A 22,286-nucleotide genomic window follows, 5' to 3' on the forward strand; every position below is an offset into this window, starting at 1 on the left:
CCCCGGCACCCGTTCCTCCCCCTCGGGGTCCCCCCCCCGTCCCCGCGGCCCGGGGCGTCGGCCGGGAGCGGCTACCCCCGCGCCGCCTCCAGCGCGCGCCGGACCTCGCCCGCCGGATCGCCCTCGTGGTACGGGCGCTCGCTGTCCTCGATGTGGTCCAGGAACTCCTGGTACCGCAGCGCGTACCCGAGGTGGTGGAGCGGCCCGGCCAGCTCCAGTGCCCGCTCCGGAGCGCTTCCCGGCACCCGCGCGCGCCAGGCGTCCGCCCACACCCCGGCCAGCTGCGCCCACCGCTCCTCGTCGACGAAGGCGCGCGGCCGCAGGCCGTCCATGACCGGGTGGCCCAGGCAGGCGTCCGCGTAGTCGATGGCCACCAGGCCGCTGCCGCTGCCACCACCGCCGTCGCCGGAGCGCCAGTTGCCGGGGTGGAAGTCGCCGTGCACCGCGGTCTCGGGCAGCCCGCAGGCGGCCAGCTCCTCGACCAGCGCGGGCAGCCGGGCCGCCAGCGCCCGGGCGGCGGCGAGCTCCCCGGCCGTCAGGTCCGACTCGCCCTCCAGCCGGTCGAGCAGGGCCGGGACGGCGGCGGCCAGCGCCCGCGGGGTACGGTCGCGCAGCCCGGCCGCGGCGGCCCGGCCGTCGGCCGCGAGCGCGGCCTGGGCGGCGACCAGCCGCGGCACGATGTCCGCCACCTCCGCCGCCGAGGGGCCCCAGCAGTCCTCCCCGGGCACCTCGTCCAGCAGCACCCGCCCCCGCTCCGGGTCGGCGGCGAGCACGGACGGCACCAGCGCCGGGTCGGCCGCGCCGAACAGCGCGACGGCCTCCGCCTCCCGGGCGTTGAACGCCGGGTTGATCACCTTCAGCCAGACCGGCCCGCCGGCCGTCGGCAGCCGCAGCAGCCCGGACAGGTTCCACGTCCGCACCTGCTCGGCCCGCCCGGTGACCGGCCGTCCGGCCGCCGCCAGCGCCTCCCGCGCCCACCGCACCGCCGCCCGCAGCCCCTCCGGCGTGGCCCAGCCCGCCCGCCGTTCGGCCGGTCCCAGCAGCGCCCCTGTGACGGCGTCCAGCGGGCGCGCCGCCCACCCGCCGGGCCGCTCCCACGCCTCGACGTGGTACACCGTGTGCCCGCCGCTGCCGCCCTCCCCGCCGGTCACCCCGACGAGCCGGACCACCGCCACCGGCACCCCGGCCTCCGCCGAGACCCGGCCGACCACCGGCCCGACCGACGACCACCACGGCTCCCCCACCTCGAAGGGGCCCACCGGCCCCAGGTAGTCGCCGCCGTGGGTGAGATGGACGCTGACCGTCCGACCGTTCGCTCGATTCACCGGGGCAGGGTCCCGCACCCGCCCCGTCCGCGCGACCCATTTTCCGCCCGCACCCGCCCGTACCACCCCGGCTGCCACCGGCCGCTGCTCGGCACGGCCGTCGGCTTCTACCGCCGCGGCCCCGTCCCGGTGCGCCAACTGGTCTGGCCGCACCGGGAGCACCACTGGCCCTGGGACCCGGACGCCTCCCCCGGCTGCCGGGCCCAGCCCCGCCTCCGGCTGCCGGTGGACGCCCACCCGCCGGGCGTCTGGACGGATGAAGCGGCGGAGGCCGGGGCAACGCCCTGAGACCGCCCCGGCCCGGCCGCCCTACGGGATGGCCACCGCCGCGCCGGAGACGCGGACCCGCGGGGCCGCCGAGCGCAGGTCGACGTGCAGGAGGGCGGGGCGGCCGAGGTCCTCGCCCTGGTGGAGGGTGACGGTGGCCGGCGCGCCGTCGGGGTCGAGGTCGCGCAGGTAGGCGCCGAAGGCGGCGGCGGCCGCGCCGGTGGCCGGGTCCTCGACGACGCCGCCGACCGGGAAGGGGTCGCGGACGTGGAAGACGTCGGGGGCGGCGCGCCAGACCAGCTGGAGGGTGGTCAGGTCACGGGCGGTCATGAAGGCGGCGAGGCCGTCGAAGTCGTAGGCGAGCCGGGCCAGCCGCTCTCGGGTGGCGGCGGCCAGCACCAGGTGGCGGGCGCCCGCGTAGGCGCAGCGGGGCGGCAGCGCCGGGTCGAGGTCCTCGGCCGCCCAGCCGAGCAGTGCGAGCGCCTCGGCGACGTCCGCCGCGTCCACCGCCTCGACGTGCGGCTCCACGCTGGTGAGGGTGGCGCGCAGGCCGCCGTCCGCGTCCTTCACCACCTCGACCGGCACCTCGCCCGCTTGGGTGGCGAAGCGGTAGTGGCCGGGGCCGACCCGTTCGGCCAGGGCCACGGCGGAGGCGACGGTGGCGTGGCCGCAGAACGGCACCTCGGCCAGCGGGCTGAAGTAGCGCACGGTGTGGCCGCCGTCGGGGCCGGGCGTCAGGAACGCCGTCTCCGAGTAGCCCAGCCCGGCGGCGACGGCGAGCATCCGCTCGGCGGAGAGACCGGCGGCGTCGAGCACCACGCCCGCCGGGTTCCCGCCGCCGGGGTCGGTGGCGAAGGCGGCGTAGCGGAGGATCTCGGGTGCGCCGGGAGCGGCGTCGTCACTGGTCATGACGGCTCGAACGCCGCCCGCCCCACCCGTGTTCCCCGTCACCTTCCCGTTCACCGCAGCACCGCCTCCAGCAGGTCGGTGCCGAGCCGGGCGCCGACGGCCAGGTCGAGCTGGTAGAGCATGTAGCGCCCGCGCCGATGGGTGGTCAGCAGCCCGGCCTTGCGCAGCACCGCCAGGTGCCGGGACACCTCCGGCGCGCTGAGCTGCCAGGCGGAGGCGAGTTCGCCGGTGGTGTGCGGCCCGCGCGCGATGGTGCGGGCGAGCCGCAGACGGACGGGGTGGGCGAGCGCCTCCAGCCGCCGCTGGACCAGCGCGAGCGAGACCGGTTCGGGCAGGCCCTCCTCGGCGACGGGGTACTGCACCACCGGGCGCCAGCCGGGTGCGGAGACCACCAGCAGGTGCGGGCGGCCGAACGCGGTCGGCACGAAGGTGACGCCGCCGGCGGCGGTCCCGCTGGTGGTGTTGTCCTGGAGCTTGTCGACGACGATCCGGCGCCGTCCCTCGCCGGCGTCCTCCAGCGCCACCGAGGAGGAGACGGCGGCCAGCGCCTCGGCCGCGCCGTGCCGCACCAGCAGGTCGGTCTTGCGGCGGGCGTCGGCGGCCAGTTCGGGCAGCACCCGGCGCCAGGCGTCGGCGAAGAACGCGTCCGCGCAGTCCTCCAGCATCCGCCGCACCAGTGCCCGCACGGCGGGCGGGTCGGTGAGCAGCCGGTCGGCGAACTCGGCCTGCCGGGGTCCCCGGGCGAGCGCGAGTTCCCGGGCGCGTTCCTGCGCCCGCGGGTCGGTGAGCGGCGAGGCGAAGCGGTGCGCGAGCCGGGAGGCGCCGCAGGTCATCACCAGGGCGGCGCGGACGTACTGCTCGTCGTCGATCCGGTCGACGGCGTCCAGCTCCTCGGCGAGGGTGGCGCCGGGCAGGCCGGGGACGAGGAAGTCGGCGCGCGAGGAGCGCCAGACGAAGTCGGCCTCGGCGAGCCGCTCGGCGAGCGCGGGCGGCACGGCGGCCGTGGTGCTCGCCGCCCAGCCGTGCAGGTCGGGGTGGTGCGCCGGTTCGGCGAGCACGTGCAGCATCGCGCTGAGCTCGGCCAGCGGTGAGGGGGTGAACAGCAGGCGCTCGTCGGGCAGGCCGGTGATGTCGATGGTCAGGCTCACGGATCCGATCCTGTCACCTGCGCCGATGCCGCCCGGCGCTGATTGACGGGACTCGTCAATCGGCGTGCCCGCGGGCCGGGAGCGGGCGGACGGTACCGCTCATGACCCTGATCGAGGACCCGAAGCGGCACCACCCCACGCCTCCCCCCGATTCGCGCGGCGGGCCGGCCGCCCTGCTCGGCCTGCTCACCGCCGCCGGCGGCCCGCGCTACGCGGCCGCGCTGGTGGTGGACGCCCTCGGCACCGGCCTGCTGCGGCCGTTCCTGCTGCTCTACGGCGTCGGCGTGCTCGCCCTGGACGCGGGCGCGGCGGGCCTGGCGATGTCCGCCGGCATGGTCGCCGGGCTGCTGGTCATCCCGCTGACCGGCCGCTGGATCGACCGGGGCGCGCGCAGCCTGCCGGCGGCGGCGACCCTGCTGGTCCGGGCGGCCGGGTCGGTGGTGCTGCTGCTGGCCGACGGGATGGCCGGGTTCGCGGCGGCGGCCGTGCTGCTCGGCGTGGGCGGCCAGTCCTGGCCCGCCACCCACGCCGCCGTGGTCTCGACGCTCACCGAGGGCCGTACCCGGGACGCCGCGCTGGCGGCCGGGCGGACGCTGCGCAACGCCGGGCTGGGCGCTGGCGCGCTGCTGGCCACCCTCGCGGTGGCGGGCGGCACGGGCGCGCTGCGGCTGCTCGCCGGGGTGACCGGGGCGGCCTGCCTGCTCGCGGCTGCGCTGGTGCACTCGTTGCGGGTGACCGCTCCCCAGGCGCCGCCGGCCCCCGCCGGGACCGAGCGCGCCGACGGCCCGGCGCTGCGCCGGATCACCCTGCTCAGCGTGGCCAACCTGCCGTTCGCCTTCGCCTTCGACGTCCTGGAGGTGGCCCTGCCCGCCCTGCTGGTGCTGCACCTGCACGCCTCGGCGGCGTGGTCCTCGGGGGTGTTCGTGGGCAACACGGTGCTGGTGATCACCCTCCAGCTGGCCGTGGTGGTCCGCCTCGCCGGCCGGGCCCGGCACCTGGTGCTGGCCGCCGGCGGCGCCGCGCTCGCCCTCTCCTACCTGGGCTTCTGGGGAGCCGGGGCGCTCGGTGGCACGGCCGGGGCGGCCGGGGTGGCGGCGGTGTCGGTCCTCTTCACGCTCGGCGAGATCCTCTACACCGGCTCGGGCACCGCGCTGGTCGCGGCGAGCGCCCCGCCGCACCTGCTCGGCCGGGCGCTGGCCCGCTGGGAGCTCTCGTCGGGCGTCGGCCGGGCCGCGGCACCGGCCGCCCTGACCGCCCTGCTGGCCGTCGGCCCGCACGCGCTGTGGCCCGTCCTCGCCGCCACCACCCTGCTCGCCGCGGCCGCCGTCGCCCGCCTCCGTCCGGGCCGCTGACCAGGCTCGTCCCGTTCCCGGGGTGCGAGCGCCCGCCCGGTCGCCGATGCTGGGCGGCGAGGCACCCGCACCCGCGCGCGCCGGTCCCGGCCCCGAGGAAGGACACAGCATGAGCGCCCTCGACTTCGAGGTCATCGACAGCCCGGACAGCTCGCTCAACAAGACATCCGTGCTGGTCACCGGGCCGCAGGACGCGCTGCTGGTGGACGCCGGGTTCACCCGGTCCGACGGGCGTCGGCTGGCGGAGCGGGTGAAGGCCAGTGGCAAGCGGCTGACCACGGTGTTCGTCAGCCACGGCGACCCGGACTTCTACTTCGGCGCCCAGGAGGTGCAGGACGTCTTCCCGCAGGCCCGGTTCCTGGCCACCGCGTCGACCGTCGAGCACATCCAGGAGACCTACGAGGCCAAGCTGCGGGCCTGGGCGCACCTGGGGCCCGAGCTGCCGACCCGGCTGGTGCGCCCGGAGGTGCTGCGCGGCGACGAGCTGGTCTTCGAGGGGCACCGCTTCGAGCTGCGCGGGGCGGACTTCCACCTGCCGGACCGGCACTACCTGTGGCAGCACCACCACCGCACGGTGCTCGGCGGCGTCCTGCTGTTCCAGGGGCTGCACGTGTGGACGGCGGACACGCCGACGCCGGAGGAGCGGGCGGCCTGGATCGACCTTCTGGACGGCATGGCGGCGCTGGAGCCGGCCTTCGTGGTCGCCGGGCACCGGACGGCGGACGCGCCGACCGACACCTCCTCGATCGACCACACCCGGGACTACCTGCGGGCCTTCGAGACGGAGGTCGGCCGGGCGCCGGACGCGGCGGCGGCCCGCGCGGCCCTGGAGCACCGCTTCCCCGGGCTGGGCATGACGCTGGCGGTCGACCTCGGCACCAAGGTCGCCAAGGGCGAGCTGAGCTGGGGCTGAGCACGGTGATCGAGATCCCGCGGTCCCAGGCCGCGTTCGCGGAGTCCGACGCCCCGGCCGACGTGGTGCGCCGCCAGTACCTGGCCTCGGCGCGCGGCGACCTGGGGGCGCTGCGGGCGACCCTCGCCGACGACGTGGAGTGGACGGAGATGGCGGGCTTCCCGCTGGCCGGCACCTACCGCACGCCCAAGGGCGTCACCGGCGGGGTGATGGAGCGGCTGTCCGCCGACTGGGAGGACTGGGCCGCGCACGACGACCGGTACGTGGTGGCCGGCGAGGACGTGGTGGTGCTGGGCCGGTACACGGCGGTGCACAAGGCCACCCGGCGGCCGCTGTCCGTGCGGATGGTGCACCACTTCACGGTGCGCGGCGGGCGGATCGTGCGGTTCGAGCAGTTCACCGACACCGCGCTGGTCCGGGAGGCGATGACGCCCTGACCGCTCCCCGCCCCCGTGCCGCTCGGCCGTCCCGGTCCCCCTGTCCCGCTCCCCCCTGTCCCGCTCGTGTCACCCGTTCGGGGGAGCCGCGGCGGCGCGCCGGACGCGCTCTCGACAGCCCCCGCGCCCGGCGGCAGGCTGTCCGTGATTTCCGCCGGAGAACGAGGAGTTCACCATGAGCACGGACAGCACAGGCACCGCGGGCGGCGGGCGGGAGCGCCCCTTCGTGATCGTCGGCGCCTCGCTCGGGGGCGCGAAGGCCGCGCAGGCGCTGCGCGAGGCCGGCTACACCGGCGGCATCGTGCTGATCGGCGCCGAGCACGAGCGCCCGTACGAGCGTCCGCCGCTCTCCAAGGGCTACCTGCTCGGCAAGACCGCCCGGGAGAAGATCTACGTCCACCCGCCGCAGTGGTACGCCGACCACGACGTGACCCTGCGGCTGGGCACGGCGGTGGTCGCCGTCGACCCGGCGGCGCACACGGTGACGCTGGCCGACGACGGCCGGGTGGAGTACGCGAAGCTGCTGCTGACCACCGGCTCGGTGCCGCGCCGGCTGCCGGTCCCCGGCGCCGGGCAGGAGGGCGTGCACTACCTGCGGCGGGTGGAGGACAGCGAGCGGATCCGCAAGGCGTTCCGCGCGGGCGCCCGGGTGGTGGTGATCGGCGCGGGCTGGATCGGGCTGGAGACCGCGGCCGCGGCGCGGGCGGCGGGCGCCGAGGTGACGGTGCTGGAGGCGGCCGAACTGCCGCTGCTGCGGGTGCTGGGCCGCGAGGTGGCGCAGGTCTTCGCCGACCTGCACCGCGACCACGGGGTGGACCTGCGGTTCGGCGTCCAGGTCACCGAACTGACCGGCGAGAACGGCCGGGTGACCGGCGTCCGGCTGGCCGACGGGACGGCGGTGGCGGCGGACGCCGTGGTCGTCGGCATCGGCATCGCCCCCGACACCTCGCTCGCCGAGGCGGCCGGCCTGGAGGTCGACAACGGCATCAAGACCGACGAGCACCTGCGCACCTCGGACCCGGACATCCACGCGGCCGGCGACGTCGCCAACGCCTACCACCCCCTGTTCGGCCGCCACCTGCGCGTCGAGCACTGGGCGAACGCCGTCAACCAGCCCCAGACCGCCGCCCGCGCGATGCTCGGCGAGGACGCCGTCTACGATCGCGTCCCCTACTTCTTCACCGACCAGTACGACCTGGGCATGGAGTACGTCGGCTGGGTCGAGCCCGGCGGCTACGACCGGGTGGTGTTCCGCGGCGACCCGGCCACCCGCGAGTTCATCGCCTTCTGGCTCTCCGAGAACCGCGTCCTGGCCGGCATGAACGTCAACGTCTGGGACGTCACCGACCCGATCCGCACCCTCGTCCGCTCCGGCCGCACCGTCGACCCCAAAGCCCTCGCCGACCCGGACGTCCCCCTCACCGACCTCTGACCGGGGCCGGGAGAGCCGGACGGCCCGCTCGCGGAAGGCTGTTCCCGGGAGCGGGCCGTTCGGTTGCGCGTTGGTCGGGGCGGGTCAGGCGACGGGCGGGAAGGCCTCGGCGTCCGGCTTGAGCAGCTGGCCGGGGGCGGGGGCCTTCTGGTTCACCAGGTAGTCGGTGACCAGCTTGCCCAGCTCCTTGCTGCGGCCGACGGCGCAGTGCTCGACCACGTCGACCGAGACCAGCACCGCGTTGCCCAGCTGGCGCTGCATGCGCTGGGAGAAGGTGTAGTTGGTGGCCGGGTCATAGAGGTTGCCGATGACCATCACCGGGGTGGCGGTCTTCTTGTTCCACGGGCCGGTGAAGCGCTCGGCGTCACGGGCCGGGGCCGGCCAGGTGGAGCAGGTCGGGCCGTCGAAGGCCTGGTAGCGGCCGAAGGTCGGCGACTCCTTCTCCCAGGCCTTGGCCAGGCCGGTGAAGGTCCACGGGTTGGACGGGTACGGCTTGTCCTGGCAGTTGACGCCGTAGTAGGAGTCGTCGGAGGAGTACGGGGTCTCCGGCAGCGCCTCGCGCAGGGCGTTCGGCAGGGTCTGGGCGAGCACCTTGGCGTCCTCGACGGCGGCCGGGTCGACCGGCGCGACGGGGGCGATGCCCTGGGCCGCGGCGGCCGGCGCCTGGATCACCGAGTACAGCGCCTGGAGGGACTTGGCGAGCGGCGCCTGCCGGCTCTGCGCGTACAGCGCGTTGGCGACCTGGCTGGTGAAGCTGGAGAGGGTGACCTCGGTGCCGTCCGGCAGGGTGACCGGGTTGGTGCGCAGGTGGTCGCGGACGGTGTCGAACTTGGTGCGGGTGTCGCCGTCGCCGAAGGCGCAGCGCGGGGCGCCGGCGGCCTGGCAGCGCTTGAGGTACTCGGCGAGGGCGACCTCGAAGCCGGTGGCGCGCTGGCGGTCGTACTCGACGCCGTTGTGCATCCGCAGGTTGGGGTCGACGTTGCCGTCGACGATCAGCGCGCGGACCTTGTTCGGGTACATGCCGGCGTAGGTGGCGCCGATGAGGGTGCCGTAGGAGAAGCCGGCGAAGGTGAGCTTGTCGTCGCCGACGGCGCGGCGCATCCGGTCGAGGTCGCGGACCACGTTGATGGTCGACATGTACTCGATGAGCGGGCCGGCGTTGCGCGAGCAGGCGTCGGTGTAGTCCTCGGTGGCGTCGATGGTCCGGGCTATCTCGGCCCTGGTCACCGGGACGCCGACCATCCGGTCGTTGACGCCGGCGGCCTCCTCGTCGGTGGTGAAGCACTTGAGCGGGTTGCTGCGGGCCACGCCGCGCGGGTCGAAGCCGACCAGGTCGAAGCGGTCCTGGACGTCCTTGCCGAAGCGGGTGGTGGTGGCCCAGAGGTAGCCACTGCCGCCCGGGCCGCCGGGGTTGAGGAAGAGCGAGCCGATCCGCTTGGCCGGGTCGCTCGCGCGGCGGCGCATCATCGCGATGCCGGTGGTCTCGCCGTTGGGGTGGTCGTAGTCGAGCGGCACCTGGTAGACGGCGCAGTCGTAGATCTTCGGGTCCGGCTGGGTCGGATCGGGGTTGCACGGCTTCCAGTCGACCGGAGCCACCCTGGCCTCGGCGGCCGGGCCGGGGGCCGGTGCGGCGACGGCCGCGGCGGCCGAGCCGGCGACGAGGGCGAGGGCACTGGTGACCGCCAGTGCCGCGCTGGTGATACGAGACACGAAACCTCCTCCGGTTCTGCAAACCCGGTCAGCCTGGCAGGCCGCGATCAACAGGGGAAGACGTGTGCGACAGGAGATTCTTGCGAGGAGGAGCCGAAGGGGCGTCAATCCCCGCTTTCCGGACTGGATTGACGGGAAACAGTGCGGTCGGTGGCTGAAGATCATCATTCACCGTATGGTCTGGCACCGCCCCCGGCGGCCCGTGACCCGCCGGCCCGCCCGGCCGACGCCGCGTCAGCAGGCTTCGGCGGGATCCCCGGTGGTGACCGGCACCCGGCGCACGGCACCCCGCCCGGCGCCGGGCCGTGCCACCGCCCGCCCCCTCCGCCCGGCGCGCGCCCCCCGGGGGGCCGCGTCACCCGGACGGCGGTACCTGACGCCGCGCCAGGCCCTCCCCGCGCGCTCCGTGCCCGTCCCGTCCGCCATCCGGTCGGCTGTCCGAGAGCGCTCCGGAAAGCCGTGTTGACCCGTCAGTAGGGCCCTCCTATGCTCATCCGCGTCCTCGTTCGCGATCGTGGACACGATGACTACGTGCACGCCCCGCGAGCGCCGTCCGGCACCGGGCGGGACCGCCGCGGCTCCCACCCGGCGGGAGCCGTCACCCGGCGAGAAGGGCTCTCCCATCAGCACCTCCACCGCACCCCCGGGCGGCACGGGCCCCGCCCCCGAGCAGCGGCCCGAGGCCACGGCGCGCCGCCGCTTCCTGACCTACCTGCTCGCCGCACCGACCCTCACCGTCGCCGCCCGGGCCGGTCTCGACGCCGCCGCGCCCGCCGCCGCCCGGGCCGCCGAGGCCGCGGCCACCGGGGCGCAGGCGGGCGGGAGCCGGAGCGCCACCTCGCCGCTGCTCGGCCTGCCCGGCATCCCCGACATCGTCGACCTCGGCCAGGCGCTGCAGATCGCCGGCCTGCCCACCGCGCACCTGCTCGTCCTGGAGATCACCGCCGCCGGCCGCGCCGTCCTCCACCTGCCCCGTCTGGAGGTCGGCCAGGGCCTCACCACCACCGTGGCGATGATGGTCGCCGAGGAGCTCGACGCCCGGCTGGCCGACGTCGACGTCCCGCTCTCCGACAGCCGCCCCGACCTGCTGTTCAACCAGCTCACCGGCGCCTCCAACTCGGTCCGCACCCTCTACGACCCGGTGCGCGCCGTCGCCGCCGCGGCCCGGGCCCGGCTGGTCACCGCGGCCGCCCAGCGCTGGTCGCTGCCGGCCGCCACCCTGCGCACCGCCGACTGCGCCGTCCTCGCCCCCGACGGCCGCCGGACCGGCTACGGCGAACTCGCCGCCGCGGCCGCCGCGATCGCGGTGCCCGCCGTGCCGGCCACCCCCAAGCCGGCCGGGCAGCGCCGCGTGATCGGCCGGCCCACCGGCCGGATCGACGCCCGGGACTTCGTCACCGGCCGTGCCAAGTACGCCGGCGACCTCGCGGTGCCCGGCGCGGTGCCGACCGTCGTCGCCCGCCCCACCACCATCAACGGCACCCTGGCCTCCCTGGACGCCTCCGCCGCCCGCACCATGCCCGGCGTGCTCGGTGTGGTGACCGTCCCGAGCGGCGTCGCCGTCCTCGCCGAAACGTTCGACCAGGCGCTCAGGGCCCGCGACGCCCTGCGCACCAGCTGGCACCCCGGCCCGGTCGCCGCGCTCTCCGACGCCGACATCCGGCAGCGGCTGCGCTCCGCGCACGCGCCGTTCCTGGTGCCCCCGCTGCTCACCCAGTACGTGGACGGCGAGTTCGACTTCGCCTTCGTCAACCACGCGCCGATGGAGGTGCTGACGGCGATCGCCGACGTCCGCCCGAACCGGGCCGAGCTCTGGTTCGCCGCGCAGACCCCGATCGTCGCCCAGCAGACCATCGCCGCCGAACTCGGCCTGCCGCAGGACGCGGTCACCGTCCACGTGGTGCGCGGCGGCGGGTCGTTCGGCCGCCGGCTGTTCTACGACGCGGCGCTGGAGGCCGCGCTGATCTCCCGGGCGGCCGGCCGGCCGGTCAAGCTGATGTGGACCCGCAACGACGACATGCGCCACGGCCGGATGCGCCCCGCCACCCACCACCGGGTCCGCGCCACCTACGGGCTCGGCCAGGTGCTCGGCTACGAGCACCGCGTCGCCACCGTGACGACCGACTTCGGCCACGGCCTCGGCGAGGCGCTCACCGCCGCCGGCTTCCGGCTGGAGCTCGCCGGGCTCTCGCTCGCCCAGGTGTTCTTCCTGCTCAGCCAGAGCAACCCGTACGCCGTCGGCATCCCCACCCAGGTGCTCGCCGAGGTGCCGCTGAAGATCCCGACCGGCAGCTGGCGCTCCGTCTACTCCGGCACCGTACGGGTGGCCGACGAGATCATGATGGACGAACTGGCCCGCCGCCTCGGCCAGGACCCGGTGGCCTTCCGCCGCGCCCGGCTGCGCGAGACGGCCGGGCAGGCCGTGCTCGACACCGTCGCCCGGGCCGGCCGCTGGGGCCGCGCCATGCCGCCCGGCCAGGCCCAGGGCATCGGCTACCACGAGGAGAACGGCGGCCGGGCCGCCTACCTGGTCGAACTCGACGCCTCCGAGCCCACCCAGCCCCGGGTGACCAAGGCGGTGATCGCCGCCGACCTCGGCACGGTGATCAACCCGACCGGCCTGGAGGCCCAGCTGACCGGCGCGCTGATCGACGGCATCTCGGTGATCCTGCAGGCCGGCAACCACATCGACCGCGGCGCCGTCCGCGAGGGCAGCTACGGCGACTTCCACTACGCGCGGCAGAAGCACAGCCCGCCGGTGGTCGAGATCCACCTGCTGCCGCCGAGCGGACCGCCCGGCGGCGCGGGCGAACTGGGCGTGCCGGCGGCCTCCGCCGCGGTGGCCAACGCCTACGCCCGGGCGACCGGCACCAGTCCGCGCTCCTTCCCGCTCAACTTCTGACCCCGCTCGGCTTCCGCCCCGGTGGCCTCCCGACCCCACCCGACGACCGCTCCCCGACGACCGCTCCCCGACGACACCGAGGACACGCCCCTCCCATGCCCAGCCACACCTTCGTCCTCAACGGCCGGCCGGTCACCGTCGAGGCACCGGACGACATGCCGCTGCTCTGGGTACTGCGCGACAAGCTCGGCGTCACCGGCCCCAAGTACGGCTGCGGCGTCGGCGTCTGCCGCGCCTGCACCAGCCACCTGGACGGCGAGGAGGTGCAGCCCTGCATCGTGCCGGTCAAGGCCTGCGCGGACCGCCGGGTCACCACCATCGAGGGCCTCGCCGACGGCGACACCCTGCACCCCGTCCAGGAGGCCTGGCTGGAGTGCGACGTCGCCCAGTGCGGCTTCTGCCAGCCCGGCCAGATCATGACGGCCGTCGCCCTGCTGCGCCGCACCCCGGCGCCCACCGACGCCGACATCGACCAGATCCAGAACATCTGCCGGTGCGGCAGCTACCCCCGGATCCGCGAGGCCGTCAAGCGCGCCGCCGCCCGAACCGCCGCGGGCGGCGCCGGCGGTTAGGACTGGTCCCAGGCGTCGACGGTCAGCAGGGCGTCCGGCGGGCAGACGGCGATCCGCTCGGGGAACTGCTCGCGCCGCCGGTACTCCGCGCCGGGCCCGGTGTCGAACACCGAGCCGTCGGCGAGCAGCGGCAGGACGTCGCCGGCCCGGGCGGTGTAGCGCAGGGGGTAGCCGTCGAACCGCGACTGCTCGGCCCGGCCGGCCCCGACCAGGGCGGCGATCCAGTCGAGGCCACCGAGGCCGGTCTCCCACTGGGCGAGGACCTCGCCCTCACCCTCCCCCGTCGCCGGGGCCTTGACCAGGAACCACCAGCCGAGCATGCGACGCCCTCCCCTTCGTCCGCCGTGCACCACCGGCAGGTTACGCCACCGGGCGTCAGGGCTTGAGGACCAGCCGGATCGGATCGCCCTTCTTCTGCTCCAGGGCCTCGACCGCCTCGGCGGCCCGGGCCAGCGGGAAGCTGCCGCTCACCGAGCGGGAGAACTCCAGGCGGCCGCCGCGGACCAGGTCGACCAGGTCGACGACGTCCTGGCCCTCCGAGCCGTAGTGGCCGCGGATCTGCTGGCGCAGGTAGCTGACCAGGGTGCCGTTGGTGATGGTCAGCGGCTGGTTGGTCAGGCCGACCAGGACCAGACGGCCGTGCTCGCCGAGCGCGGCCATCGCCTGCTCGCGGACCGGGGCGACCCCGGCGAAGTCGAACGCGGCGGCCAGCGGACGGCCGCGGGTCGCGGCGCGCAGCTTCGCGGCGAACTCCGGGTCACCCGGGTCGAGCGCGGCGTCGGCGCCGAAGGCGAGGGCCCGCTCGCGGGCGGCGGGCAGCGGGTCGACCGCGACGATCGGGTGGGCGCCGACGGTGCGCAGCAGCTGCACGCCGTGCGCGCCCAGACCGCCCACGCCCCAGACGCCGACGGCCTCGGCCGGGCGGACGGCACCGGTGCCGGTGATGGCGGCCCAGGGGGTGGAGACCGCGTCCGGGATGAAACAGGCCTGCTCGAAGGGCAGCTCGTCGGGGATCGGCACCAGGGTCTCGGCGGTGGCCAGCGCGTACTCGGCCCAGCCGCCGTCGTAGTCGACGCCCCGGGTGAGGACGACGCCGTCGCGGCTCTCGCCAGCCTGCAGCAGCACGCGGTCGCCGACCGCCGCGGTGCCGACGCCCTCGCCCAGGCCGTGCACGGTGCCCGCGACCTCGTGGCCGAGGGTGACCTTGTCGCCCCGCAGGTGCAGCGGCTTGAGCATGCCCTCGATCAGGTGGACGTCCGAGAGGCAGACGCCGGCGGCGCCGACCTTGATGAGGACCTGTCCCGGCCCCGGCGTGGGCACCGGCACCTCCTCGACGGCGAAAGCGCCCTTGGCGACGTCGAGCCGGCCGGCGAGCATCGTGGCGGTCATCCCGGTTCCCTTCCACAGGGGTGGCGCGGTCGGCGGCCGCACCATCCGAACTTACTTGTTGTTCAACAAGCAAGTTCCACCCTAGCATGGTGGTATGCCCACGCACGTTTCCCCGCCAGATTCCCCGGCAGGCCCCTCCCCCGCACCGGCGGAGCACCCGGAGCCGCCACGCCGCACCCAGGCCGAACGGCGCGCGCGGGCCGAGCGCGCGCTGCTCGCCGCCGCCGCGCGCCTGATCGCCGAGCACGGGAGCGCCGGGGTGACCCTCGCCCGGGTGGGCGAGGAGGCCGGCTTCAGCCGCGGCCTGGCCTCGCACTACTTCGGTTCCAAGGGCGCCCTGCTGGCCCGGCTCCAGGAGGAGGCGCTCGCCGAGGCGATGGCCGCCGCCGCGCCGGAGCGCAGTGGCGCGGGCGCCGTCGAGGAGTTGTGCGCCTTCGCCCGGGCCGCCTGCCTGGACGGGGTGCGGAACCCGACCGACCTCGGCCGGGCCTTCGTCGTGCTGGGCGCCGAGGCCCTCGCCGGCTCCTCGGAACTCACCGACGCCGTCGCCCGGCTGGACGCCCGGATGCGCGACTGGGTGGCCGAGGTGATCCGCCAGGGAGCGGCCGACGGCGAGGTCCGGCCGGAGGTCGACCCGGACGCCGCCGCGACGGCGGTGGTCGGCCTGCTCAAGGGCCTGATCGTCCAGGCCGCCGCCGCCCCGGGCGCCCTCGCCCTCGACCGCGCCACCACCGAGGCCCAGCGCTGGATCCGCGTCGCCCTCACCAGCGCCTGACCGCGCGCCCCCGCACCACCCCCGTACCACTGTGCGGACACCCCCTGTCCCCGGGCGACCCGCTCGATCTAGGGTGAGGAAGCGTCAGAGCCGTTGTTCCGGAGGGTGGATGACCATGATCGGGCGCCGTTCACTGCTGACGTTCGCGGGGCTGGGCGGGGCGGCGCTCGCACTGCCAGGCACCCCGGCGTACGCCGCACCCGCCCCCGCGCCGACCGTCACGCCGGTCGCCGCACCGCCCGCCACCGCGCCGTCGTCCGCCGCGCCGATCGACCTGCCGGCGCCGACCGTGCGGCGGACGGTCGGCACGGTCTCCCTGCACCTGGTCGACGAGCACCGGCAGGACCCGTTCGCCCCCACCCCCGCTCCGCGCGAACTGATGGTGCAGCTCTGGTACCCCGCCCGCGCCGCCGCCGGGCGCCCCCGCGCGCCGTACACCACGGCGCGCGTGGCGGCCGCGCTGGACCAGGGCACCTTCCTCGACCCGGGCACCATCGCCCGGCTGCGCCCGACGGCACGGCTCGGCGCCCCGGCGCTCCCGGGCGCGCTGCCGCTGCTGCTGCTCGGCCACGGCCGCAAGGGCGGGCGCAGCAACTGCACCGCGCTGGCCGAGGAGTTGGCGGCACGCGGCTATCTGGTCGCGGCGCTCGACCACACCTACGACGCCACCGCCGTGGAGTTTCCGGACGGCCGGCTGGTGCGCAGCGTCCTGGAGGACGAGCCGGCCGACTGGGACGCCACCGAGCGCAAGGAGATCGCCGCCCGGGCTGCCGATCTCCGCTTCGTGGCCACGGAGTTGACCACCGGCCGGGCGCTGCGCCGGCACGCGGGGCTGCCCTGCGCCGACCCGCGGCGGATCGGCGTGTTCGGACACTCGATGGGCGGCGCGGCCGCCGCCGAGGCGATCCGCCAGGACCGGCGGTTCGCCGCGGGGCTCAACCTGGACGGCGGCTTCTTCGGCTCGCCGGTCGCGGACGAGGGCGTGGACCGGCCGTTCCTGCTGTTCACCACGCTGGAGGACCACGAGACCTGGCAGCGCTGGCGCGAGCACCAGCGCGGCTGGGGACGCCAGCTGCTGCAGCACGACTCGGGCCATCTGAGCGTCACCGACCTGCCGTACGCCGTCGGCCCCGGGCACCTCGCCGAGAACACCTCACCGGAGACCGCCCTGCGGCTGACGGGCACCATCGCCCCGGCGCGCGCCGTCGAACTGGCCCGCGCCTACGTGCTCGCGCACTTCGACCGCTTTCTGCACGGGCGCCCGTCCCCGCTGCTGGACGCGCCCTCCCCGCGCTACCCGGAGATCTCCTTCGTCTGGAGCCGCGGCTGAGCTCGGGCCCTACGCCGGCCCGGCGGCCCCGGGGTCGCGGCCGAAGAAGGCGGCGAGCCGGTCGTACACCGGCGCGTCCTCGGCGGCCTCGACCTCCGGGCCGAAGGCGTGCCGCTCCTCCTCGCTCCCCCGGTACTCCGGCCGCAGCGCGCCGTGCGCCCAGGTGAGCGAGGCCTCGGCCACCTCGTGGTCGAGGCCGGCCGTGGACTGGCCGGTGGCCCGGGCGAGGTCCCAGCCGTGCACGGCGAACTCGGCGATCTGCTGGTCCACCGGGAAGCGGGCCGGCAGTGCGCCGGCGCCGGGGACCTCGATCACGCCGCCGAGGTCCCCGGCCTGCCGCCAGGCGGCCACCAGGCGCTCGGCCCCGGCCTCGAAGCGGTGCAGCCAGTCGTCCTCGACCCGCTCGAAGGACTGCGACCAGTCGGGCGTGCCGCCCTGCGCCCGGACGGTGAACTGCTCCAGGTCGTGCAGCAGATGGCTGATCAGCTGCCCGACGTCCCAGGAACGGCAGGCCGTCGGGTGGCCGGCCAGCTCGGCGCCGACGCCGTCGATCAGGCCGGCGGTCTGCGCGAGCGCACGGGCGAGCAGCTCGATCGGGTCTTGCGCTCCGGTCATGACGCACCTCTCCGTCGTCGGGGCCGCACCGGCCCCTCATTCGGGACCCGCGCGCCGGCGCGCGCCGCGGACGCGTGCCGGCGAACGTGGTCGGTCCGGCCGATCGTAGACGGGGGCACCGACAACCGGCCCGGAGCAACACCCCGGGCCGGCCCGCGGAGCAGCGGGGTCAGGCGGCGAAGCCGCCGTCCACGGCGATCTCGGCGCCGGTGATGTAGCGGCCCTCCGCGCCCGCCAGGTGCGCGACGGTCGCGGCGACGTCGGCCGGCCGCCCGTACCCGCCGAGCGCGGTGAAGCCGGACTGGAACCCGGCCGACGGGCCGTCCGCCGGGTTCATGTCGGTGTCGATCGGGCCGGGGTGGATCACGTTGACGGTGATCCCGCGCGGGCCCAGCTCACGGGCCAGCGCCTTGCTGAGCCCGATCGTCGCCGCCTTGCTGGTCGCGTAGAGGCTGCCGCCGGGGAAGGCGGCCCGCCGGGCCATGCAGCTGCCGATGGTCACGATCCGGCCGCCGTCGGTCAGGTGGGCGACGGCGGCCTGGGCGTACAGGTACGGCGCCCGGACGTTGGTCTCCAGCACCCGGTCGACGTCGGCCAGGCCGGTCTCCTCGATCGGGCCGATGAAGCCCGCCCCGGCGTTGTTGACCAGGATGTCGAGCCGCCCGAACCGCTCGGCGACCGCCTCGACGACGGCGCGCACCTCCTGCGGGTCGGCGCTGTCGGCCCGGACCGCCCAGCCGCGCCGGCCCATCGCGGTGATCTTGGCCGCCACCGCCTCGGCGCGTTCGGCGCTGCCCAGGTAGGTCACCGCCACGTCGGCGCCCTCCTCGGCGAGCCGCAGGGCCACGGCCTCCCCGATGCCCCGGCTGCCGCCGGTCACCAGGGCCGCCTTGCCGTCGAGCTTCGCGAGCGTGGTCGTCGTCATATCGTCAGAACTCCTTGGGTCGTTCGCGGACATGGCTCGATCCTCGGTCCGCGCGACCTGCGGGTCCGGCGGTATTCGGACGTCGCGTTCAACGTTCAACTACCGAGCCCTCCCTCCGCGAACGCCGGACGGCCACCCTCGGGGGCAAGGGTGGCCAGACGGCCCCGGGCGGGGGGTGCCGGGGAGTGCGGTGCGGTGGAACGGCCCGGCGGGACAGCGGAACGGCCCGGCGGGACGGGCTCAGCGGGACGGGCTCAGCGGAACGGGTGCACCGGGCGGTGTCAGAACGACAGGGTCTGGCCCGGGAAGATCAGGTTCGGGTTGGTGCCGATCGCCTTGATGTTCCTGGCGTGCAGTCCGGCCGTGTCGAGGCCGAACTTGGCCGCGATGCCGCTCAGCGTGTCACCGCTCTTGACGGTGTAGCTGCCACCCTCGGCGCCCCGGTCGGAGGCGGAGGGCGCGGCGGGCGCGGCAGGCTTCGCGGCGGGCGCGGCGGGCTTCGCAGCCCCCTGGGACGGAGCCTGGGCCTGGGCCGGGGCCGCCTTGCGGGGCGTCGCCTTCTGTCCCTGGGCCGGGGCCGGCTTGGCCGGGGCGGCCTGCTTCGCCGGCTGCTGCTTGGCCGGCTGCTGGGCCTTGGGCGCCGCGGCGGGCGCGTCGTCGGCGGCGGACGCGCCGCCCCTGCTGAGTCCGGCCTTGCCCGAGCAGACCGGCCAGGCGCCCGGACCCTGCTTGGCGAGGACCTTCTCGGCGACCGCGATCTGCTGCTCGCGGCTCGCCTGGTGGGCCTGCGGGGCGTACGCGGTGCCGCCGTACGCCCTCCAGGTGGAGGGGGCGAACTGGAGTCCGCCGGAGAAGCCGTTGCCGGTGCTGATGCTCCAGTTGCCGCCGCTCTCGCACCGGGCGACGGCGTCCCAGGAGGAGGTGGGGGCGGCGGAGGCCGAGGTGGCCGTGACGAGGCCGGCCACCGGCAGCGCCGCGATGGCGGCGCCCGCCACGACAGCGAGCCGGACCCGGTTGCGCTTGGCAGTGCCGTTGGTGCCGGTGGTGGTGCTGTCGACGGTGGTGGAAGCGGCGGTCTCGTGACGGGGATTCATGGAATTCCTCTCGACAAGCCCCGGGCAGGCGTGCGGAACCAGGCCCCTGCCGGGGCCGGCTGTCGCTCCCTCACTCGACGGGCGGCCGGGCACGTGTCCGACGTGCCGTGCCGCCCAAGCCACCCTCCGCTCGCCGACGGCCCGTTCGAGCCGGTCGCGTCAACGGGCACCGCCCTCGCGCCGGTGGTCAGTCGGCGGGCGATGCGTCGGGGGTGAACCCGGGTGGTGCTCGTTGCACCGCCAATGAAGCTACGGGCGGCCCCCGCGCCGCATCAAGCAATTCTTGGACGCCGCAGGTCAGTTGACCGTTACCGGCGGTATCGATCATGTAGTCGACCGGGAAACGACCGGCTTTGACCGCATTTCCCGGCCCAAACGATCGATTTCCGTGCCGTCGCTCACACCCTGCCGAGCGCCGAGCCGGCCGCGCCGTCGACAAATCGCTACGGAGATCTGACGCGCCGTCACCGCGCGAATCGGAGTTCCCGATTCCACCCGCCGTCGATGTGGTGCTCACCACTCCAACTACCGAGAGTGAGCAAAAAATCGCTCAGCGCATGGCACACGACCCGTCCGCGCACGCACCGAACGGGGGCGCGAGCGGGCCCGCGCAGGGGCGCGGACGCCCCGTCCGCGCGCCTCAGCCGGCGCCGTCCAACCCCGCGTCGCGCGCCAGCAGCGCCGCCTGCACCCGGTTGTCGCACCCCAGCTTGGCCAGGATCCGGCTCACGTACGTCTTCACCGTCGCCTCGCTCATGTGGATCCGGGCGCCGGCGTCCGCGTTGGACAGGCCCTCCCCGAGCAGCGCCAGCACCTCCAGCTCACGCTCCGTCAGCACCTCCAGGCGCCGCCGCGCCTGCGCCCCGCGCGCCACCGCCGGACCGGCGTGCCCGCCCGCCAGCGAGTCCACGATGTGCCGGGTCGCGGCGGGCGACAGGAAGGCGTGCCCGGTCGCGGCCGCCCGCACGGCCTGGATCAGCTCGCCCGGCGCGGTGTCCTTCAGCAGGAAGCCCGCACCCCCCTCGCTCACGGCGCGCAGTACGTTCTCGCGCTCCCCGAAGGTGGTGAGGATCAGCGCCCGCGCGCCGGGCGCGGCCCGCGGCAGCTCGGCGAGCGCCGTCAGCCCGTCCATCACCGGCATCTGGATGTCCAGCAGTACGACGTCCGCCCGGTGCGCGCGCGCCAGCTCCAGCGCCTGCCGGCCGTCGGCGGCCTCCGCCACCACGTCGATGTCCTCGGCGGAGGACAGGATCATCCTGATCCCGGCCCGGATGAGCGGCTCGTCGTCGGCGACGAGGACTCGGATCACGGCTGGTCATCCCCTTGTACTGGTCCTGACGGTGCGCCGCCGGACCGCCCGGCCGCGCCGGGGACCATCCAAACACCCGCGCGGGTCACTGCTTCACCCGGTAGTACTGCTTGTCGACCAGCACCCCGTCCTTGAAGCAGAACCGCACGGCGTTCTCCTCGTCCCAGCTCTCCCCCGACTCGTCGGAGAGGAAGTAGTGGCAGACCGACCCCACCGGCGGCGTGGGTCCGGTGCCCCGCAGGTTCTGGGTGAAGAACTCGCTGCCCGGCGGGAGGTGCCGCCTCACCTCCTCCTCCGGGGCGCCGACCTGCAACTCCTCGTACACCGACCGCTTGATCGTGGAGTTCTCGGCGGACCGGATGAATCCGACCAGGCCCCAGACCGCCAGCCCGAGGACGGCCAGCAGCACCACCGCGCCCCCGACCGCGCAGCCGATCGCCGGGCTGCGCCGCTTCACGGGCGCGGCCCCGACCGGCGGCACGCCGTCGAGTGCCCAGACCGGCGCCCCCTCCGTGTCCCACGCCTCCTGCGCGCCGTCCACGCTGGTGCCCATGCCCGCGCTCCCTGCGCCGGCCGGGCTCTCCGCGCCCTCGTAGGGCAGCACCGCAGCCAGCCGGAACCCCGCCCCGGCCGTCGGCCCGGCGTGCACCATGCCGCCGACCAGCCGGGCCCGCTCGCGCAGACCGGTCAGCCCCTGGCCGCCGCTGACCGCCGGCACCGCGCCGCCGGGGCGCACCCCCACAGGCTCGGGCGCCGCCGGGTTGACCACCTCGACCACCAGCGCGTCCGGCTCGTACCGGAGCGCGACCGTGATCGGCGCGCCGGGGGCGTGCTTGTGCGCGTTCGTGAGCGCTTCCTGAGCGACCCGGTACGCCGCGTGGCCGGCGGAAGCGGTCAGCGCACGCCGCTCGCCGTCGCGGACCAGGGTGACCACGGTGCCCGCCGCCCGCGAGGAGGCGACCAGCCCGTCGATGCCGTCCACCCCGCCGGTCCCGGCGCCGCCGGCGGCCGGCGAGCCGACGCCCGACGCTCCGCGGCCGGGTGCGCCCACCCCCGGCGCGGACGGCGCCGCCGTCGACTCGTCGTGCAGCACCCCGACGACCTCGCGCAGCTCGCGCATCGCCGCGACCGCCGCCAGCCGCAGCACCCCGACCGCCTCCCGCTGCCGGTCGGTGAGCGTCCGGTCGACCTCCAGCGCCCCCGTGTGCACCGAGATCAGCGCCAGCTGGTGGCCCAGGCTGTCGTGCATGTCCTGGGCGATCCGGTGCCGCTCGCGCAGCCGCGCCTGGTGCGCGACCATCGCGCGCTCGCGCAGCAGCTGTTCGTTGCGCTCGCGCAGCGCGTCCAGCAGCGCCCGGCGCTGCGCCCGGTAGCGGCCCCAGAGGGCGGGCAGCACCGCGAACAGCAGGTAGCCGCCCAGCGAGAACCCGATGACGAGCTTGGCCGGAAGCTCCCCGGCGTCCTTCAGCACGCCCAGGCCCGTCATCAGCACCCAGCCGACGGCGAAGGAGCCGACCAGCACGGCGACCCGGCGCACCCGGGCACCGGCCGACCAGCCGACGCAGATCGTCAGCGGCAGCGGTCCGCCGCCGAACCCGCTGGCCGCCGCGGTGAGCACCAGCGCGGTCGCGGGCAGGCCGCGGCGCAGCAGGAAGAGGACGGCGACCGCGGGCCCCATCACCAGCGCCAGGCCGGAGCGGCTGGCGAGCTCGATCAGCGCCGCGAGCCCGCCGAGCACCACCGCGCCGACCACCTCCAGGACCACCGTCCAGAGCCGCCAGGGCCCGGGCAGCGCCGTGCGTACCGCCTTCGACCAGGCTCTTGCTATCGCGTCCACCCGTCGAGGCTAACGAAACGGCCGCACCCGCCACCGCCACCGTTC

At 75.9% G+C, this 22,286-nt stretch carries 20 protein-coding genes; 9 read left to right on the forward strand and 11 right to left on the reverse strand.

The features are described 5' to 3' along the window. Positions 1-71 precede the first annotated feature (71 nt). Positions 72-1,325 carry a phosphotransferase gene (locus tag ABT238_RS21580; protein WP_350775924.1) on the reverse strand — a complete coding sequence of 418 codons (1,254 nt, stop codon included), beginning with the start codon at positions 1,323-1,325 and terminating at the stop codon, positions 72-74. On the opposite strand from ABT238_RS21580, the gene ABT238_RS21585 reads away from it, so the two are divergent. Further along, positions 1,290-1,613 carry a DUF4262 domain-containing protein gene (locus tag ABT238_RS21585; RefSeq protein WP_350775937.1) on the forward strand — a complete coding sequence of 108 codons (324 nt, stop codon included), beginning with the start codon at positions 1,290-1,292 and terminating at the stop codon, positions 1,611-1,613. The two genes, ABT238_RS21580 and ABT238_RS21585, sit on opposite strands and share 36 nt — an antisense overlap. A gap of 21 nt (positions 1,614-1,634) precedes the next feature. Here the strand turns inward: ABT238_RS21585 and ABT238_RS21590 are convergent, their stop codons facing one another. Both ABT238_RS21590 and ABT238_RS21595 read right to left on the reverse strand, forming a co-directional pair. Beyond that, positions 1,635-2,501: a PhzF family phenazine biosynthesis protein gene (locus ABT238_RS21590; protein WP_350568132.1), complete on the reverse strand. Its 867-nt coding sequence runs from the start codon at positions 2,499-2,501 to the stop codon at positions 1,635-1,637. Between the two features lie 50 nt (positions 2,502-2,551). Beyond that, positions 2,552-3,649 (reverse strand): DUF5937 family protein, encoded by a 1,098-nt coding sequence (locus tag ABT238_RS21595; protein WP_350568134.1) that lies wholly within the window; start codon positions 3,647-3,649, stop codon positions 2,552-2,554. 101 nt (positions 3,650-3,750) lie between these two features. Between ABT238_RS21595 and ABT238_RS21600 the strand changes: the two genes are divergently transcribed. The 4 genes from ABT238_RS21600 to ABT238_RS21615 all read left to right on the forward strand — a co-directional run bounded on the left by ABT238_RS21600 (position 3,751) and on the right by ABT238_RS21615 (position 7,783). After that, positions 3,751-5,001, forward strand: coding sequence for an MFS transporter (locus ABT238_RS21600; protein WP_350568137.1), 1,251 nt, complete (start codon positions 3,751-3,753; stop codon positions 4,999-5,001). Positions 5,002-5,110: 109 nt separating this feature from the next. Continuing rightward, a complete protein-coding gene (locus ABT238_RS21605; RefSeq protein ID WP_350568140.1) occupies positions 5,111-5,914 on the forward strand; it encodes an MBL fold metallo-hydrolase in 804 nt (267 codons plus the stop codon). A 5-nt stretch (positions 5,915-5,919) separates the two neighbouring features. After that, a complete protein-coding gene (locus ABT238_RS21610; RefSeq protein WP_502891456.1) occupies positions 5,920-6,351 on the forward strand; it encodes a nuclear transport factor 2 family protein in 432 nt (143 codons plus the stop codon). 175 nt (positions 6,352-6,526) lie between these two features. Next, on the forward strand, positions 6,527-7,783 hold the full coding sequence (locus ABT238_RS21615) for an NAD(P)/FAD-dependent oxidoreductase (protein ID WP_350568142.1): 1,257 nt from the start codon (positions 6,527-6,529) through the stop codon (positions 7,781-7,783). 84 nt (positions 7,784-7,867) lie between these two features. Here ABT238_RS21615 and ABT238_RS21620 read toward each other — a convergent pair whose 3' ends face one another. Continuing rightward, on the reverse strand, positions 7,868-9,493 hold the full coding sequence (locus tag ABT238_RS21620) for an alpha/beta hydrolase (protein ID WP_350568144.1): 1,626 nt from the start codon (positions 9,491-9,493) through the stop codon (positions 7,868-7,870). A 523-nt stretch (positions 9,494-10,016) separates the two neighbouring features. Between ABT238_RS21620 and ABT238_RS21625 the strand changes: the two genes are divergently transcribed. Both ABT238_RS21625 and ABT238_RS21630 read left to right on the forward strand, forming a co-directional pair. Further along, on the forward strand, positions 10,017-12,395 hold the full coding sequence (locus ABT238_RS21625; protein WP_350776028.1) for a xanthine dehydrogenase family protein molybdopterin-binding subunit: 2,379 nt from the start codon (positions 10,017-10,019) through the stop codon (positions 12,393-12,395). Between the two features lie 95 nt (positions 12,396-12,490). Further along, positions 12,491-12,967 (forward strand): (2Fe-2S)-binding protein, encoded by a 477-nt coding sequence (locus ABT238_RS21630; protein ID WP_350568147.1) that lies wholly within the window; start codon positions 12,491-12,493, stop codon positions 12,965-12,967. Here the strand turns inward: ABT238_RS21630 and ABT238_RS21635 are convergent. Next, positions 12,964-13,287 carry a hypothetical protein gene (locus ABT238_RS21635; protein WP_350776050.1) on the reverse strand — a complete coding sequence of 108 codons (324 nt, stop codon included), beginning with the start codon at positions 13,285-13,287 and terminating at the stop codon, positions 12,964-12,966. The genes ABT238_RS21630 and ABT238_RS21635 overlap by 4 nt on opposite strands. Before the next feature lie 55 nt (positions 13,288-13,342). Beyond that, on the reverse strand, positions 13,343-14,356 hold the full coding sequence (locus ABT238_RS21640; RefSeq protein ID WP_350568152.1) for a zinc-binding dehydrogenase: 1,014 nt from the start codon (positions 14,354-14,356) through the stop codon (positions 13,343-13,345). Positions 14,357-14,450: 94 nt separating this feature from the next. Between ABT238_RS21640 and ABT238_RS21645 the strand changes: the two genes are divergently transcribed. Together ABT238_RS21645 and ABT238_RS21650 are read left to right on the forward strand one after the other, a co-directional pair. Further along, entirely contained in the window at positions 14,451-15,131 is a 681-nt protein-coding gene (locus tag ABT238_RS21645; protein WP_350568154.1) for a TetR/AcrR family transcriptional regulator, read from the forward strand. A gap of 109 nt (positions 15,132-15,240) precedes the next feature. Next, positions 15,241-16,461, forward strand: a complete 1,221-nt coding sequence (locus ABT238_RS21650; protein ID WP_350776075.1) for an alpha/beta hydrolase — start codon at positions 15,241-15,243, stop codon at positions 16,459-16,461. A 9-nt stretch (positions 16,462-16,470) separates the two neighbouring features. Here ABT238_RS21650 and ABT238_RS21655 read toward each other — a convergent pair whose 3' ends face one another. From ABT238_RS21655 to ABT238_RS21675, 5 genes are all read right to left on the reverse strand, one after another. Further along, complete coding sequence (locus ABT238_RS21655) at positions 16,471-17,076, reverse strand: TIGR03086 family metal-binding protein (protein WP_350568160.1); 606 nt, start codon at positions 17,074-17,076, stop codon at positions 16,471-16,473. A 169-nt stretch (positions 17,077-17,245) separates the two neighbouring features. Then, positions 17,246-18,001, reverse strand: a complete 756-nt coding sequence (locus ABT238_RS21660) for an SDR family NAD(P)-dependent oxidoreductase (RefSeq protein WP_350568163.1) — start codon at positions 17,999-18,001, stop codon at positions 17,246-17,248. 281 nt (positions 18,002-18,282) lie between these two features. Next, the gene (locus ABT238_RS21665; RefSeq protein ID WP_350776099.1) at positions 18,283-19,095 is read right to left on the reverse strand and encodes a LysM peptidoglycan-binding domain-containing protein; all 813 of its coding nucleotides are present in this window, start codon (positions 19,093-19,095) and stop codon (positions 18,283-18,285) included. Positions 19,096-19,735: 640 nt separating this feature from the next. Continuing rightward, positions 19,736-20,404, reverse strand: a complete 669-nt coding sequence (locus ABT238_RS21670) for a response regulator (protein ID WP_350776117.1) — start codon at positions 20,402-20,404, stop codon at positions 19,736-19,738. 85 nt (positions 20,405-20,489) lie between these two features. Further along, on the reverse strand, positions 20,490-22,241 hold the full coding sequence (locus tag ABT238_RS21675) for a sensor histidine kinase (protein WP_350568169.1): 1,752 nt from the start codon (positions 22,239-22,241) through the stop codon (positions 20,490-20,492). Positions 22,242-22,286: the final 45 nt, after the last annotated feature.

The sequence above is a fragment of the Kitasatospora sp. NPDC001527 genome, assembly GCF_040298605.1.
Lineage (GTDB): Bacteria > Actinomycetota > Actinomycetes > Streptomycetales > Streptomycetaceae > Kitasatospora.